This window comes from Streptomyces sp. NPDC055400 (assembly GCF_053644375.1).
Genome location: NZ_JBSHLM010000022.1, coordinates 116,003 through 130,509, shown reverse-complemented (window position 1 = coordinate 130,509; position 14,507 = coordinate 116,003). Strand labels below are relative to the sequence as shown.

Genomic DNA, 14,507 nt, shown 5'->3' with positions numbered 1-14,507 from the left:
GCATGGCAACGCTCCAGCCCGTCAGGGCCAGCGTGAAGATCACCCGCACGCGGGCGTCGTCCTCGGCGTCGCCCGCCTGTGCGGCCCGCACCTTGTCGCCGTAGGGCGCGGTGCGCTCCGTCTCGGCGGGGACGGCCCGTCCCCGATCTCCAGCGCCTCCCACATCACCAGGCGCAACGCCTCGGGGTGGGCCCCGGTGGTAGTCAAAGAGCCGCTCCGCGTAGCCGGGCAGGTCGTCGGAGGGCGGGGCCGTCGCGCGGTCAGGCGGCGGGATGAATGCTGCGAGCGCGATCCATCTCAACATCTTCGGGATGCACCCGGTCGTCGTGCACGGCTCCGAGGAACTCAAGCGGCGCACGCTGCCCCGCATCGCCAAAGGCGACTTGCACGTCTGCTTCGGCGTCACCGAGCCGGGTGCGGGTCTCGACACGACGCGGATCACGACGTTCGCCCGCCGGGAAGGGGATCACTACGTCGTCGACGGGCGCAAGGTGTGGATCTCCAAGGCGGTCGAGTCGGAGAAGATCCTGCTGCTGACCCGCACCACCAGGGCCGATGAGGTGGTGAGGAAGACGGACGGGATGACTCTGTTCCTCACCGACCTGGACCGCGCGCACGTCGACGTCCGTCCCTCGCCAAGATGGGGCGCAACGCCGTCACCTCCAACGAGTTGTTCATCGACGGTCTGCGCGTGCCCGTCGCCGATCGGGTCGGCGAGGAGGGGGAAGGCTTCCGGTATCTGCTCGACGGCCTCAATCCGGAGCGGATGCTGATCGCCGCCGAAGCCCTGGGCCTGGGCCGTGTCGCCCTGGAGCGCGCGGTCAAGTACGGAAATGAGCGCGAGGGGTTCGGACGGCCGATCGGGATGAACCAAGGCCTGCAGTTCCCCCTCGCCGACTCCCTCGCCCGGCTCGACGCCGCCGAGCTGGTGCTGCGCAAGGCAACATGGCTCTACGACAACGGTCGACCGGCCGGCCGCGAAGCCAACACGGCCAAGTACCTGTGCGCGGACGCCGGGTTCGACGCCGCCGACCGTGCACTTCAGACGCATGGCGGTATGGGATACGCCGAGGAATACGCCGTGGCGCGGTACTTCAGGGAAGCACGGCTGCTCAAGATAGCCCCGATCAGCCAGGAGATGGTCCTCAACTACCTTGGCTCGCATACGTTGGGTCTGCCGAGGAGCTACTGACCAACTGACGCCGGCACTCAGACCTTTGCCATCCGTCGTCGTCTCTACGGAAAGGCGTGCCACGTGGCCGCGAAGGACAGCGCAATGGCCTCCGACGGGCCGCGTTTCACCACGCTGTCCGTGCCGAAGGCAGCCGACGTCCTGGCGGCGGACGTGCGCGAGCGCATCCTGTCCGGAGAGCCGGCCGAGGGTTCGGCGTTGCCGTCGGAGCGACAACTGGTGGAGCAGACCGGGTTGAGCCGGGCCACCGTGCGCGAGGCGTTGCGCATCCTGACCGTGGAGAAGTTGCTGAGGATACGGCCTGGTCGGGGCGGTGGTGCGTTTGTCCATCGCCCCGACCACGAGTCACTCGCCAGCACCGTGCAGTTGGTGATTCGAGGTCAGCACATCCGGCTCGACGCACTGCACGAGACGCGGGAGGCCGTGGAACCGGCTTGCGCCTCGCTCGCTGCCAGTCGGCGCACCGATGCCCACTTGAGCGAACTGGACTCTGCTCAAGATGAGTTGGTGGAGGCGGGAGCCGAGGGCGACGTGCCGCGATTTCTGCGGGCCAATGTGCGGTGGCACTCGGTGGTGGCGCGAGCCTCCGGCAATGAGTTGCTGATCGGTTTCATGAACGCTCTCGCACGCTCGATCTACACGGCCACGGACATCGACCGCTTCCTGGACGACGACATCCGCCGGACCACGGCCCGCGCCCATGCGCGGGTGGCTCGTGCCATCCGCGACCGGGACTCCGCCGCGGCCAAGCGCCGCATGGAACGGCATGTGTGCGCGTTCGCACGGGCCGCGGAGCACATCGACCGACGTGAGCTGCTCGACCTCGGGAACAATTCGCGCGAGCCGCTCCACTCAGCCTTTTCCATCCTCAGTTTGAGCAGGTCAGGTGAAGAGTGAGGACGGATTGAACGACCCTGGTGATGCGTGTGGTCGAGCATCGGAGCTTGCGCAGGAGGCACCAGGTCTTGAGGGTGGCGTTGGCCGGTTCGACCAGGGCTCGGATGGATCTTGGCCTGTGACCGGTTCACGGCCTGCTGGCCGCCGGAGAGGTTCTCCCAGCGGCCTCGGCAGGGGACGCGGGCAGCCGGACCGGCGCCCTGGTAGCCCTTGTCCGCCCAGCAGTTGAGGTCCGCTGCGGTGAGTACGTCGAGAATGCCGTGTTCACGTGCGGCGCGGATGTCATGAACGGCCCCAGGCAAGGCGGGTGAGGCCCAGAGCAGGCGTCCAGCCGAGTCGGCAAGGACTTGGACGTTCATGCCGTGCTTCTTGAGTTTGCCTGAGTAGAAGGGCCGGTCGGCGGCAATGCGGTCGATGGTCAGGAGCGTGCCGTCGAGCAGGACGAATGCCTTCCTCGATGCGTCACGCACGGCTTGTTCGAGGGTGGGTGCCAAGGCCGCGAGTAGGCCGATGGCTTCGGTGATGTACCGGTACGCCGTGGCTGTGCCGATGCCGAACCCGGCGGCGAGCTGGGCGTAGGGGTGCCCGTTACGCAGGTGAGCGAGGGTGAGCAGGGCTTGTCGGCCGGCGCTGAGCCGGCGCCATCGGCTCCCAATCGCGCGGCGGCGGTCGCGTAGGCGGGAGGTGAGGAAGCGAAGGTGCGAGGTGGACAGGTCAAGTCCAGACGGGTAGACAAGCACGTGAAGCCTCTGGTTGAAACGGGTGATCTTCGTCGTGAACCCGTCTACCAGGGGCTTCACTTATCTGTCACGTCAACTGCCGGACCAGCACGGCAGGTTGGAAAGAGCTCACTGCTGCGGCAGCCAGGTCGGATCGCGACCCCATGGGGGCGTTCCGGCCAAATCACCCGCACCTTTCACTCATCGTGTGCCCGGCAACGCCGAGTTAACTCGCCGGACACCTTTGCATAGTTAATCTGGCTCTTGACCTTCAGTTGACCGTACGATGGCGAGCTCTTGGTGAGGGCGCGCGAGGTGGAGACATGTCCCGAGGTGGCAGGATGCGAGCGGCAGTGACCCTTGTGGTCGCCGCGCTGCTGGCGCTGCCGCTGCTCGCGTCCACCCATCAGTTCGCGCCCGCACACACCGCGGCGGTGGCGTCGGCGTCGGTCGAGCCGAAGGCCTGCCACGGCGACGGCTCGGGGCCCGAGGGACAGCTCGAGGCGATACGCAGTCGGAACCGGCAGCCAACGACATCGGGATCGACCCCGCTGCCCCACCCCCGTGCCGCGTCACCCGCGCCCGACACCGCCGCACCGGCGACCGCCCTGCGTCACGCCTCGTACCTCCACCCGGACAGATCCATCGACGAGCTGACGGCGGCGAGACTTCAGGTCTTCCGCTGCTGAGTTCGGACAGAAGTTCCCACCTGTCCTGCACGTCCGATCCTGCACGTCCGACGCGCCCTGCCGCGCGCCAGGAGGAATCACCACATATGCAGCCCCTCATCGACAACGCCCGAACGTTCGGCTCGCGCCCTGAGGAGTTCGCCAGCCACGCCGCCGGTCAGTCACCTCAGGTGTTGTTCATCACCTGCTCCGACTCCCGCGTCGTCCCGGCCCTGATCACGGGCGCCCGCCCCGGCGAGCTGTTCGAGCTCCGCACCGCGGGCAACATCGTCCCCCCGTACACCAGCGGCAGCCCCAGCGGGGAACGGGCCACCATCGAGTACGCCGTGGAAGTCCTCGGTGTCCAGGACATCGTCGTGTGCGGTCACTCGCACTGCGGCGCGGTCGGCGCCCTGGTCCGCGGCGACGACCTGGCCGCCGTGCCCGCCGTGCGGGACTGGCTCGCGCACGCGGCCGACGAGCCCGGCGAGTGCGATCCGTCCGATGTGACGGTCGCCTCCGCGGTCCAACAACACGTCCTCGCCCAGCTGCTGCGCCTGCGCTCGTACCCGTGCGTCGAGAAGCGGCTTGCCGACGGCCGCCTCACGCTGCGCGGCTGGTACTACGAGGTACACACCGGCGGCGTACGCGAGCACCGTGCCGGCACCGACGCCTTCGAGATTCTGTGAGCGCCGCCATGACCGACTCCACCCCCCACTCCGAAATACCCACCCCCACACCCCGGTTCCCGCACCTCAAGGCGGACTTCACCGCTTCGCTCGTCGTGTTCCTCGTCGCGCTGCCGCTGTGCGTCGGCGTGGCCGTCGCCTCCGGGGTGCCGGCCGAACTCGGCCTGATCACCGGCATCGTCGGCGGCCTCGTCACCGGCTTCATGCGGGGCAGCAGCCTCCAGGTGTCCGGCCCCGCCGCCGGTCTCACCGTGCTCGTCTTCGAGGCGGTGCGCGAGTTCGGCCTGCCGGCGCTCGGTGTGATCGTGCTGGCCACCGGCGTGCTGCAGATCGCGATGGGCGCACTCAAGGTCGGCCGCTACTTCCGGGCCATCTCGGTCTCGGTCGTCGAGGGCATGCTCGCGGGCATCGGCCTGGTCCTGATCGCGGGCCAGATGTACTCGGTCGTCGACGCCAAGGCCCCCGAGTCGGGGCTCGGCAAGTTGGCCGGGCTGCCGGCAGCGCTGTTCGAGGCGCTCGGCAGCACGCGTGCGCTGGTCTCGCTCGCCCTGGGCGCCGGCACGATAGCCGTCCTGGTGCTGTGGAAGCACATGCCGCGGCGTGTGCGGGTCGTGCCGGGACCGCTGGCCGCGGTGGGCCTCGCGATGCTCGCGGCGTTCGTGTTCGACGCACCGGTCGCCATGGTCGAGGTCAACGGCCTGCTCGGCTCGATCCAGCCGCCGCCGCTCGACGCGTTCGGCTCGCTCGGCATCGGTGTGCTCGGCACGATCATCGCGTTCACGCTGATCGCGTCCGCCGAGTCGCTGTTCAGCGCGGCGGCCGTGGACCGGATGCACGACGGTCCGCGTACCGAGTACGACAAGGAACTGCTCGCGCAGGGCGCGGGCAACGCGGTCTGCGGTGTGCTCGGCGCGCTGCCGATGACCGCGGTGATCGTGCGCAGCTCGGCGAACGTGCAGGCCGGGGCGAAGACGAAGGCCTCGCGGATCATGCACGGCGTCTGGCTGCTGCTGTTCGCGGCGCTGCTGCCGGCGCTGCTCGCCTACATCCCGATCCCGGCGCTCGCCGGCGTCCTGGTGCACGCCGGGGCCAAGCTGGTTCCCGCACGGGCGCTGGTGGGGCTGTGGCGCGAGCACCGCGGTGAGGCGCTGATCCTCGTCGTCACCGCGGTGTCGATCGTGGCGATCAGCATGTTCGAGGGCGTACTCATCGGCCTCGCCCTGGCGATCGTGAAGACCGCGTGGGACGCCTCGCACGTCAAGCTGGAGGTCACCGACAAGGGGGCGGGCCCGATCCAGGCCCACCTGACGGGCAACGCGACGTTCCTGAAGCTGCCGAAGATCCTCGACAGCCTCGAGGCGCTGCCGCAGACCCACCCGGTCGAGCTCAACCTGACGGGAGTCCACCACCTGGACCATGCGTGCCGCACGGCCCTGGAGAACTGGGCCGAACGGCATAGTACGGCGCAGACCGAACCGGTGAAGGTCACCACCGCGGCCTGACGGCCGCTCTCCACCGGGCCCCGACCCCGTGCGCAACACGGGAGTCGGGGCCTTTCGCATGCCTACAGGGCGACATGCCGCCCTGTAGGCGACCGCGGGCTTGCCTTCGGGCAGGTGCGGTGGGGTGTCATCGCGGCACGGCGCCGCAACCGCCCATACGGTCAGCGCTGGGCGGGGAGTTCGGCGCAGGTGGAGGTGGCAAAAGTTCAGCACCTGGGGCTACGAAAGCTACCCGAGCGGGCAGGTCCACCTGTACGCGCAGCTGATCCATAACCAGGACGGGCCGGACGCCGCACCTCGGGTGTGGATCACTCCGCCCGCTCATCTCGTGAGTTCCATCGACGAGTTGGCGGAGGCCGTTTCCCTGGCGATCGCTCCGTACGGGCTTGTTGCCCCTCCCGCCGTATTGATCAAGCGGTGGGTGACGGTTCCGCCCTTGTACTGAGAGCGCACACCACGAAGCCCCGGCCCCCCGGGAGGTCAGGAGGGCTGATGGCCGTCACGGACGTGTGGGTGGAACTGCACAGCGAGGCCCTGGGTGTGCGGATGGTGCGGGCCGACACCATCGAGCAGGTGAGGTGGGACGTGAAGGTAGGGGTACGCCCGGCGGATCATGCCGCTTGAGCGGTCGCTCTGCGCAGATCACCGTCCCTCGCCGTGCCAGCCGGCACGATCTCAGTTACGCGCCGTCGTCGGTCCTACGCTCAGCCGCATCCGGGTCTCGTGGAAGTGATCCCAGTCCATGACCAGGCGGAAGCGCTGATGCGCCTCCAGCCGTTCCGCGTCGGCCTGCTTCTGCCCTCGCTGCACCTGGGCGTCGCCAGCCTCAACCAGTTCCGCAGGGGCGATGCGGACATCATTGGCATCCCGACCTGTGGCAGCCGCCAGGCGGTCCAGGGAAGTGAGCACCTCCTGCGGCTCGCCCAGATCATCGACCAGGTACGTGATGAGGCCGACGAGCGGGCCGGTGCGCATCGTCCACCGGATCCAGTCGAGCCGCTTGGCGAGGTCGGCATCCAGAGGCAGCAGGTCGCCGGGCAGCGGCAGCGCGGCGGGCATTGACCATCGGGAGCCGCCCGGCGTCTCCTCGCGGAACGCCAGGCCCCACGTCAAATAGAGCTCGGACAGATCCCGCACGGTCGTGGGCACCGAAAACCCGGCGGCCGTGAGCATGGTGGCGAACGTCTCCCAGCGGTTGGCCTCGGATGCTTCGCGTCCCTCCGGCGCCTCGTCGTAGTCCCATTCCTCGTCGGGCCACGAGAACGTGAGCGCACCGTCCAGGTCGCCGCCGATCATGTCCCAGTGCCCTTCGAACACCTCCTGCAGGAGGTCGTCCAGGGAGCCGGTGAAGCCGGGCTGGCTCGCCGTCCCGATCAGCATCGCAGCGGGAAGCCTTGGCGGGGCAGGACATGGTCCCAGCCAGAGGCCCACCAGTCGTTGTGCATCGCCAAGTCCCGGCGCGGCCCGGGCAGGCACGGATTCTCAGTCATCCGCAATTCTTTACTCCCAGACCAACCTCGGGCTCAGGACGTACACGACAGCAAACCGCCCAGATGGGTATACGGGTAAGACGATCGTGGACTCCACACTGAATAAGGTCATCTACTTCGACGGGAAGAAGTGGCGCGACACGGCAGGAAACCCCGTATAGGAATGCCAAGAGTGACACCGGCGCACCACACCGACCGTCCCAGGATCCTGCTCAATCCAGTCCGGTCAGGGACTTCGCCACCGCCAAGTCCCTGACCGGACTGGATCAAGGACAGGGGACCTGCTGGAACTCCTGGATGCGCTGGAGCCTGGTCAGCCTGGTCGCCGCCACGCTCCTGACCTCGGTCCTCGCCCGCACCAGTCACTGGGCCGCCGCCCGCCACAGGGCTGGTTCCTCTCAGCGGCCTGAAGTGCTCGGCTTGCTCCAGGCCACCATCCTGCCAGCACCCTGCCGCGCGCTGCACTGGCGCACCCTCAAGCCGCTCGCCGGCGGACTGCACCCCAAGTCCGTCGGCGCGGTCGTCACCAAGTCCAGTGAGGATGCCGAGCGCGGCGTGAAGCACACCGGGCACTCCGCCCGCCGCGGCGACATCACTGAGGCAGCCCGCGCCGGAATCGACCGCAAGGTCATCGCCCGCCAGTCAGGCCACCGGCCGGGCTCGCCGACGCTGGAGGGCTACATCGAGGAGGGCGGCATGTGGGAGGACAACGCCCTGATCGGGATCGGCCTGTGAGCGGGCCTTGGGGGAAGGCGTCGTCCTCAGCTCCGGGCTACTACATGGCGCATTCCCGAAGGGTGGCACCGGCGTAGGAGCTGCCGCCGTCCTCTGCCTTCACAACGACGTAGCGGAGCTTGCCCTGCTTCAGCGCCTCCTCCAGGTCGTCCGCCAGCTTGCCGTCCCGCGGGGACTTTGCCGCACGCTCCCTCATCGCTTCGATGATCGTCTGTGCGTACTCCCTGGTGCACTGCTGGACCATCTTGTTCTTGTGAGGGCCCTTTCCCTGACGCCAGCCGAGGTCACCCGTTGGCGCCTTCGCCTCGACAACGAGCAGATCGCCGTCCTTGAGCTGGTACAACTGATCGAACGCATCGGAGCCATTGGGGGTACTGGGGGGCAGCGGGATCCACTCGGCACCCGGGAACTCCTTTGGGACTACGTGATAGCGGGCCGCGCTCTCGCCGAGCCGCTCGGAGATGCTGCTGTTGTTGGGCTTGACGCCTAGGCCGTTTCGTTTGGATCAGCGAGCGGACCAGAGGAAGATGCCCGCAACATGGAGTCCGGCCAGGTAGATGGTCGCGGTCTTCTCATAGCGGGTGGCGATGCCTCGCCACTGCTTCAAGCGGTTGATGCACCGCTCAACGGTGTTGCGCTGTTTGTATGCCTCGCGGTCGAAGGCGGGCGGCCTGCCGCCATGGCTGCCCCGGCGTTTGCGGTGGTTGCGTTGGTCGGCCGGAATAGGGATCACCGTCCGGATACCGCGCTTGCGCAGGTGCTCGCGGATGGCACGGGAGGAATAGGCCTTGTCGGCCAGGACCACATCGGGTCTGGTGCGGGGCCGTCCGCGCCGCCGGGGAACCCGTAAGCGGGCCATCACATGCGTGAAGACGGGAGCGTCTCCGGCCTGTCCGGCGGTGAGAACAAACGCGAGGGGCCGGCAGTGGGCGTCGGCCGCGAGATGAATCTTCGTGGTCAGCCCGCCGCGGGACCGGCCGATGGCATGGTCGTCCGGCTCGCCGGCCGGGGCCCCCTTTTGCGGGCTCCGGCCGCGTGCTGGTGGGCACGAACGATCGTGGAGTCCACGGAGACTGCCCAGTTCAGGTCCTCGTCGGCGTCAGCCTGGGCCATGAGCGCGGTGAACACACGCTCCCAGGTGCCATCGACGGCCCACATGCGAAGCCGGTTGTAGACGCCTCTCCAGTTGCCGTACTTCTCGGGCAGGTGGACCCACTGCGATCCGGTCTGGAACTTCCAGGCAATTGCATCGATCACCTCACGGTGGTCCCGCCACCGGCCACCACGCTTCGGCGTCCGGTCCGGAAGTAACGGCTCGATCCGCGCCCACTGCGCGTCAGTCAACGGCACACCCGGACCAACGATCAGATGATCCGAACGAAACGGCCTAGGGCTCTGTCCCGCCGCCCCGGGCTCGCGGGGGTCTCCACGTGACTGCGAACAGCGAAGATCGACCGTGGTTTGTCAGTGCTGCCCGGTAGGTTCACCGTCGCTAAGTCCTTGAGGGGTGGGCAAGTTGACGACATCAGTGGAGCTGTGCGCCTTCCGCCCGTGCGGTAGGGTCACGTCCGCGGGAGTGGTGTATTGACGGCCACTCGGTGATCTCGATTTGAGGCTATGCGGTGAGTTCGGTCGGCAGGTCGGTGTCGTCGGTTTCTGACTCGATCGGGTGGAGGCGGGCCTTGGCCAGCAGGTCGAGTCCCATGTAGCGGCGGGCCTCGGTCCACTCGTCGTTCTGCTCGGCCAGCACCGCGCCGACCAGCCGGATCAGGGCGGTGCGGTCGGGAAAGATCCCGACCACGTCGGTGCGACGGCGGATCTCCTTGTTCAGCCTCTCCTGCGGATTGTTCGACCAGATCTGCCGCCAGATCTCACGGGGAAACGCGGCGAGCGCCAGCAGATCGTGCTGGGCTGTGTCCAAGTGGGCTGCGGCCTTGGGGAACTTGGCCTCCAAGGCGTCCAGCACGTGCCGCATCTGGGCCTGGACCGCGTCGCTGTCGGGCTGTTCGAAGACGGTCCGCAGCAAGGTGGCCACCCAGGGCTGGGCCGATTTCGGAACCTGGCTGAGCAGGTTGCGGGCGTAGTGGGTGCGACATCGCTGCCATGAAGCTCCGGGCAGCACTGCACCGATCGCGTCGACGAGGCCGGCGTGTGCGTCGGAGGCGACCAGTTGGACGCCGGACAGGCCGCGGGCGATCAGGGACCGCAGGAAGGCAAGCCAGCCGGCACCGTCCTCGCAGGTGGCGACGTCGAGGCCGAGAATCTCGCGGTGTCCGTCGGCATTCACACCGACCGCGATCAGTGCGTGGACGTTGATGATGCGGCCGCCCTCGCGGACCTTCTGAGTCAGTGCGTCGACCCAGACGAACGCGTAGGGCCCGGCGTCGAGGGGCCGGTTGCGAAAGGCGGCGACCTGCTCGTCCAGGTGCTTGGCCATCGCGCTGACCTGGGACTTCGACAGCTGGGTGACGCCGAGGGACGCGGCGAGCTTCTCGACTCTGCGCGTACTCACACCGAGCAGGTAGGCGGTGGCGACCACCGAGATGAGAGCCTGTTCGGCCCGCCGGCGCCGCTCGAGGAGCCAGTGCGGGAAGTAACTGCCCTGGCGCAGCTTGGGAATGGCCAGTTCGACGGTGCCGGCCCTCGTGTCCCACTCGCGTGGGCGGTAGCCGTTGCGGTGGTTGACGCGTTCGTCGCTGACCTGCCCGTATTCGGCGTTGCAGAGGGCGTCCGCCTCCGCGGACATGAGCGCGTCGGCGAACGTCTTCACCATCGCGCGCAGCAGATCGGGACTCGCCGTGGCGAGGTTGTCTTCCGCGAGGGCATGCAGGGGCAGACTGTCTGGTGCGGTCATCGTGCTGATCTCCTTCGAGGCTTCGACACTTCGAAGATCAGCCGGTGGCCGTTCATCTATGCGGGCACCATCCCGATGCCGGAGCAAACCCCCGGATCAGGTCGAACCCGTACACCACTTCCCAGGACGCAACCTGCGGTAGACCGGGCAAGAACAGACGCGAGGGGGTGCTGTATTGCAAGAGCCACTACGAAATGGCTCGCACCGGCAGACCTCTTCGTCCGATCAAGCCGATGGTCAAGCGAGGTCAGTACACCGGCTGTTTCTTCCCCGGCTGCGACAGGAAGCATTCGTCGAAGGGGTACTGCGGGACACACGCTCAGCAGCTCGACGATGGGAAACCGCTGACGCCGATCCGGGGGTGGGTCTCCCAGAAGGTCTGGGGCCCCACATGCCGTTACTGGGAGTGCGCGTCAGATACTCACTCCCGGGGCCTGTGCATCGTTCACTACGGGCGAGGGATCTCACAGTTCGCCCGCGACGCGATCCTCGCTCTCCAGGGAGGCCGGTGCCTCTGCGGCACCACCGATCCCGGTCCTGAGGGATGGGAACTCGACCATGCACACGACTGCGCAAGGGGCCACAGGTCAGTCCAGTACTGCGTCGAGTGCGTCCGTGGGATGCTCTGCCCTCCCTGCAACCGGCGCGCCGTCGCCTGGTACGAGGGAACATGGATACGGCAGGAAGGCAACCCCTCGTTCCCCGCGCTCGAAGACTGGATTCGACGCCGCGTTCTCTTCGAAGGTCCGCCCGATTCCACTGAAGTAAAGGTCCGCTACGGCCCGCCACGCAGCTAACGCAGCCAGCCTTGCCGGGCGGACCAGTCACTCGCTTGATGAAGTACCGCGCCCTGTGGCACTGGCATGAGGACGGCGAGCGCTACGACCTGGAGCACTTCCAGCTCATCCCCGCGGAGAACACCTGGCGTGTCCGAGTCCGCCGGAGCACCTACTGGGCGCTGACGCGCCCGCAGATGACAGAGTTCGTGACTGAAGCTGGCTTCACCAACATCGCCTGGCACAGTCCGGCCTCCAGCGGGTACTACCAGCCCGTGCTCACCCACAGCGCGCTCCCTCAGCGCAGTAGTCCAGACATCGGTTCCGCCCTGCCCAACTTTCCGTTCACCCATGGCAAACCGGTGAACGTTGCCGGTCACAGCATTAGTAGGACTCCGTTAGGTCTTTCGGCTCGGCCTCTTTCTGGGCATGTTGGATGGATGGACGCACATGAAGTGAACCGTGTCCGGGCGAAGTTGGCGTTATACGTGGCTGACGCGTTCGCGTCGGTGCCGCGCAAGGATCAGCGAGCCAAAGGCGACTGCTACCTGCGGGGACTGATGCTGGACGGCCGCCGCAAGGCGATCCAGGCCATGGCCTCGCGGCTGCCGGACGGCAACGAACAGAACCTGCAGCAGTTCGTGAACCAGTCCAGCTGGAACCCGGTGCCGGTGCAGCGCCGGATCTGCGAACGCATGCTGCCGCTGGTCAACCCAACGGCCTGAGTGATCGACGATGTGCCGTTGCCCAAGGACGGAAGAATGTCGGTCGCCGTGGCTCCCCAGTACTGCGGAGCCCTGGGCAAACGCGCCAACTGCCAGGTCGCGGTCAGCGTCCACTGCGCCAGTGACACGGCCTCCTGCCCACTGCAGTGGCGACTGTTCCTGCCCAAGGAGTGGGCGGCGGACACGGACCGCAGGACCGCTACCCGCATCCCGCCCGAGGCCGGGCACCGCGAAAAGTGGCGGCTGGCTCTGGACATGCTCGACACGCTGGCCGGCTGGGGCATGAGGCCGCCGGTCGTGGTGGCCGACGCCGCCTACGGCACCAATGCCCGCTTTCGGGCCGGCCTGGCAGAGCGGGGAATCGACTACACGTTGGCCGTCCGCGCGGATATGACCGCCCACCCATTCGACGCCAAACCGACAGCCCCGGACCGCAAGGGCCCTGTCGGCTGCTGGCCCCAGCCCCGCTACCGCCACCCTGCACCCTCAGTGGCAGCCCTTGCCACCGGTCTCGGGCCAGAGGCGTTCACCTCCCTCACCTGGCGGCAGGGCTCGCGCGGCGAGCTACGTTCCCGCTTCGCGGCCGTGCGCGTCCGCCCTGCCAGCAACGCCGTCGAACGTCCCATTCGGGTCGCCGCCTCGGCCGAACAGGGCTGGTGGGACGGCATCCTGCCCGACTGCTGGCTGCTGGTCGAATGGCCCGAACAGGCCGAGGCTCCCACCGACTACTGGTTGTCCAGCCTGCCGGCCGACACTCCGATCGCCGACCTGGTCCGTCTGGCCAAGGTTCGCTGGCGCATCGAACACGACTACCGCGAACTCAAGCACGGACTGGGCCTGGACCACTTCGAAGGCCGGTCCTGGCCTGGCTGGCACCACCACGTCACCCTCGTGACCGCGGCCCACGCGTTTCTTACCGAACAGCGTCTGGCCCCAAAAGCACCTGGACTGCAAGACGTCGCCGTGGTCACGGGCGGCGGCAGCGGGATGGGGCGGGGGCTGCGCGGACGCCCTCGCCGAGGCGGGTCACCGGGTCGCCGTGCTCGACCTCGCCCCGGACACCTCGGGTCCGCACCTGCCGGTCGTCGCGGACGTGACATCGGGTGCCTCGCTCACCGAGGCCGTGACCGAGGTGGAGCGCGCGCTCGGCCCCGTGTCCGTACTCGTCCACGCCGCGGGCATCAGCGGACCCTGGACCGGCCTGCTCGACCTGCCCGAGTCGACGTGGAACCAGATCATGGACGTCAACGCCGGGGGAACCTTCCGGACTTGCAAGGCGCTCTTGCCCGGTATGGTCGAGCGCGGCTACGGCCGGGTCGTCCTCGTGGCGTCGGTCGCGGGCAAGGAGGGCTCGGCGCAGCTGCCCGCGTACAGCGCCTCGAAGGCCGCCGTCATCGCCCTGGCCAAGGCGCTGGGGAAGGACCTCGCCAAGACGGGCGTCCTGGTCAACGCGGTCACGCCGGCAGGCATCGACGCGGGGATGACCCATGAGAACAGTCCCGAGATCCAGGACGGCATGCGCGCAGCCATCCCGATGGGACGCCTGGGGACCCGCAGGAGGTGGCGGCCCTGGTGACGTGGCTGGCCGGCCCGGCGTGCAGCTTCTCCACCGGCGCGGTCTTCGACCTGTCCGGTGGGCGCAGCACGTACTGATACGACCGGCTCGCAGTCGCTACGGACAGGGAGTACGCACATGACCGTGGACCACATCGGCGTGTCGGTCGGCGACCTGGAAACGATGACCGCATGGTGGTCGACCGCGCTGGACGCCCGTGTCGAGTACACCGTGGACCGGCCCGCGATCGCGATGCGGGCCGCCGTACTCATCGACTCAACAGGTTTCCGGCTGGAGTTGCTGCACCGTGAAGGCAGCCGGCCCACCCACCCACGGTGGGACATCGCCACGTCCCTGCTCAGCCACGGATACGGCCACCTCGCCCTGCGGGTCGACGACGTACGGGCCGCCTTCGACCGGCTCGTCACCCTGGGAGCGACGGCGCTGGCGGAGCCGTCCGCGGGCAGCCGCCCAGGCATGACCATCGCGTTCGTCGCCGACCCCGAGGACAACCTGATCGAGATCGTCAGCCGCTGACCGGGGGCCAGCGTCCTGTTCACGCCGCCCGGGGAGCGCAGCACTCCGCGTCCGTCGGACGGGCGGGTGTGCGGCGCGCCAGTCGGCCACAGAAGTCAGGGAGTCGGGTCACGACGGCGAGCTCGGCGGCTCTTGCGTTTGATGAGCATCGCCATCGAAGAGGAGCCG

The 14,507-nt window shown here is 68.1% G+C and carries 14 protein-coding genes and 3 pseudogenes; 12 read left to right on the top strand and 5 right to left on the bottom strand.

The features are described 5' to 3' along the window. Positions 1-272: 272 nt before the first annotated feature. From ACWIGU_RS41950 to ACWIGU_RS41940, 3 genes and pseudogenes are all read left to right on the top strand, one after another. A pseudogene (locus ACWIGU_RS41950) lies at positions 273-590 on the top strand (acyl-CoA dehydrogenase family protein); the annotation flags it as partial. A gap of 50 nt (positions 591-640) precedes the next feature. Beyond that, complete coding sequence (locus tag ACWIGU_RS41945; RefSeq protein ID WP_454407113.1) at positions 641-1,192, top strand: acyl-CoA dehydrogenase family protein; 552 nt, start codon at positions 641-643, stop codon at positions 1,190-1,192. A gap of 63 nt (positions 1,193-1,255) precedes the next feature. After that, positions 1,256-2,089, top strand: a complete 834-nt coding sequence (locus tag ACWIGU_RS41940; RefSeq protein WP_454407112.1) for a FadR/GntR family transcriptional regulator — start codon at positions 1,256-1,258, stop codon at positions 2,087-2,089. Here the strand turns inward: ACWIGU_RS41940 and ACWIGU_RS41935 are convergent. Continuing rightward, positions 2,061-2,829, bottom strand: a pseudogene (locus tag ACWIGU_RS41935) (transposase family protein). The gene ACWIGU_RS41940 and the pseudogene ACWIGU_RS41935 overlap by 29 nt on opposite strands. 320 nt (positions 2,830-3,149) lie before the next feature. On the opposite strand from ACWIGU_RS41935, the gene ACWIGU_RS41930 reads away from it, so the two are divergent. The 4 genes from ACWIGU_RS41930 to ACWIGU_RS41915 all read left to right on the top strand — a co-directional run bounded on the left by ACWIGU_RS41930 (position 3,150) and on the right by ACWIGU_RS41915 (position 6,291). Continuing rightward, positions 3,150-3,497: a hypothetical protein gene (locus tag ACWIGU_RS41930; RefSeq protein WP_454407110.1), complete on the top strand. Its 348-nt coding sequence runs from the start codon at positions 3,150-3,152 to the stop codon at positions 3,495-3,497. Between the two features lie 86 nt (positions 3,498-3,583). Next, positions 3,584-4,165 (top strand): carbonic anhydrase, encoded by a 582-nt coding sequence (locus ACWIGU_RS41925; protein WP_398378166.1) that lies wholly within the window; start codon positions 3,584-3,586, stop codon positions 4,163-4,165. A gap of 8 nt (positions 4,166-4,173) precedes the next feature. Next, positions 4,174-5,667, top strand: a complete 1,494-nt coding sequence (locus ACWIGU_RS41920) for a SulP family inorganic anion transporter (protein WP_454407109.1) — start codon at positions 4,174-4,176, stop codon at positions 5,665-5,667. A 492-nt stretch (positions 5,668-6,159) separates the two neighbouring features. After that, positions 6,160-6,291: a hypothetical protein gene (locus ACWIGU_RS41915; RefSeq protein ID WP_454407108.1), complete on the top strand. Its 132-nt coding sequence runs from the start codon at positions 6,160-6,162 to the stop codon at positions 6,289-6,291. Between the two features lie 51 nt (positions 6,292-6,342). On the opposite strand, the gene ACWIGU_RS41910 is transcribed toward ACWIGU_RS41915, so the two are convergent. Next, entirely contained in the window at positions 6,343-7,047 is a 705-nt protein-coding gene (locus ACWIGU_RS41910) for a DUF6042 family protein (RefSeq protein ID WP_454407107.1), read from the bottom strand. Between the two features lie 407 nt (positions 7,048-7,454). Here ACWIGU_RS41910 and ACWIGU_RS41905 point away from each other — a divergent pair, with 407 nt between their 5' ends. Further along, positions 7,455-7,892 (top strand): hypothetical protein, encoded by a 438-nt coding sequence (locus tag ACWIGU_RS41905; protein ID WP_454407106.1) that lies wholly within the window; start codon positions 7,455-7,457, stop codon positions 7,890-7,892. A 40-nt stretch (positions 7,893-7,932) separates the two neighbouring features. On the opposite strand, the gene ACWIGU_RS41900 is transcribed toward ACWIGU_RS41905, so the two are convergent. The 3 genes from ACWIGU_RS41900 to ACWIGU_RS41890 all read right to left on the bottom strand — a co-directional run bounded on the left by ACWIGU_RS41900 (position 7,933) and on the right by ACWIGU_RS41890 (position 10,746). Next, positions 7,933-8,235, bottom strand: coding sequence for a hypothetical protein (locus ACWIGU_RS41900; protein ID WP_454407105.1), 303 nt, complete (start codon positions 8,233-8,235; stop codon positions 7,933-7,935). Between the two features lie 162 nt (positions 8,236-8,397). Continuing rightward, positions 8,398-9,257 (bottom strand): IS5 family transposase gene (locus ACWIGU_RS41895; RefSeq protein WP_454407170.1). Its coding sequence is split into 2 segments (ribosomal slippage): positions 8,398-8,912 and positions 8,912-9,257, totalling 861 coding nucleotides; the frame shifts between segments, so codons are not numbered across the junction. A gap of 250 nt (positions 9,258-9,507) precedes the next feature. Next, positions 9,508-10,746, bottom strand: coding sequence for an IS256 family transposase (locus ACWIGU_RS41890; RefSeq protein ID WP_454407104.1), 1,239 nt, complete (start codon positions 10,744-10,746; stop codon positions 9,508-9,510). Between the two features lie 194 nt (positions 10,747-10,940). Here ACWIGU_RS41890 and ACWIGU_RS41885 point away from each other — a divergent pair, with 194 nt between their 5' ends. The 4 genes and pseudogenes from ACWIGU_RS41885 (at position 10,941) to ACWIGU_RS41870 (ending at position 14,339) form a co-directional block, all read left to right on the top strand. Beyond that, the gene (locus tag ACWIGU_RS41885) at positions 10,941-11,543 is read left to right on the top strand and encodes an endonuclease domain-containing protein (RefSeq protein ID WP_454407103.1); all 603 of its coding nucleotides are present in this window, start codon (positions 10,941-10,943) and stop codon (positions 11,541-11,543) included. A gap of 419 nt (positions 11,544-11,962) precedes the next feature. After that, a pseudogene (locus ACWIGU_RS41880) lies at positions 11,963-13,189 on the top strand (IS701 family transposase); the annotation flags it as partial. A 1-nt stretch (position 13,190) separates the two neighbouring features. Continuing rightward, positions 13,191-13,823: an SDR family NAD(P)-dependent oxidoreductase gene (locus ACWIGU_RS41875; RefSeq protein WP_454407169.1), complete on the top strand. Its 633-nt coding sequence runs from the start codon at positions 13,191-13,193 to the stop codon at positions 13,821-13,823. A 117-nt stretch (positions 13,824-13,940) separates the two neighbouring features. After that, positions 13,941-14,339, top strand: coding sequence for a VOC family protein (locus ACWIGU_RS41870; RefSeq protein WP_454407102.1), 399 nt, complete (start codon positions 13,941-13,943; stop codon positions 14,337-14,339). Positions 14,340-14,507: the final 168 nt, after the last annotated feature.

Excerpts from the sequence above, each read along its gene's own strand:
- ACWIGU_RS41945 (WP_454407113.1), top strand. The coding sequence starts at position 641 with ATGGGGCGCAACGCCGTCACCTCCAACGAGTTGTTCATCGACGGTCTG.
- ACWIGU_RS41930 (WP_454407110.1), top strand. The coding sequence starts at position 3,150 with ATGCGAGCGGCAGTGACCCTTGTGGTCGCCGCGCTGCTGGCGCTGCCG.
- ACWIGU_RS41925 (WP_398378166.1), top strand. The coding sequence starts at position 3,584 with ATGCAGCCCCTCATCGACAACGCCCGAACGTTCGGCTCGCGCCCTGAG.
- ACWIGU_RS41920 (WP_454407109.1), top strand. The coding sequence starts at position 4,174 with ATGACCGACTCCACCCCCCACTCCGAAATACCCACCCCCACACCCCGG.
- ACWIGU_RS41915 (WP_454407108.1), top strand. The coding sequence starts at position 6,160 with ATGGCCGTCACGGACGTGTGGGTGGAACTGCACAGCGAGGCCCTGGGT.
- ACWIGU_RS41910 (WP_454407107.1), bottom strand. The coding sequence starts at position 7,047 with ATGCTGATCGGGACGGCGAGCCAGCCCGGCTTCACCGGCTCCCTGGAC.
- ACWIGU_RS41905 (WP_454407106.1), top strand. The coding sequence starts at position 7,455 with ATGCGCTGGAGCCTGGTCAGCCTGGTCGCCGCCACGCTCCTGACCTCG.
- ACWIGU_RS41890 (WP_454407104.1), bottom strand. The coding sequence starts at position 10,746 with ATGACCGCACCAGACAGTCTGCCCCTGCATGCCCTCGCGGAAGACAAC.
- ACWIGU_RS41885 (WP_454407103.1), top strand. The coding sequence starts at position 10,941 with ATGGCTCGCACCGGCAGACCTCTTCGTCCGATCAAGCCGATGGTCAAG.
- ACWIGU_RS41870 (WP_454407102.1), top strand. The coding sequence starts at position 13,941 with ATGACCGTGGACCACATCGGCGTGTCGGTCGGCGACCTGGAAACGATG.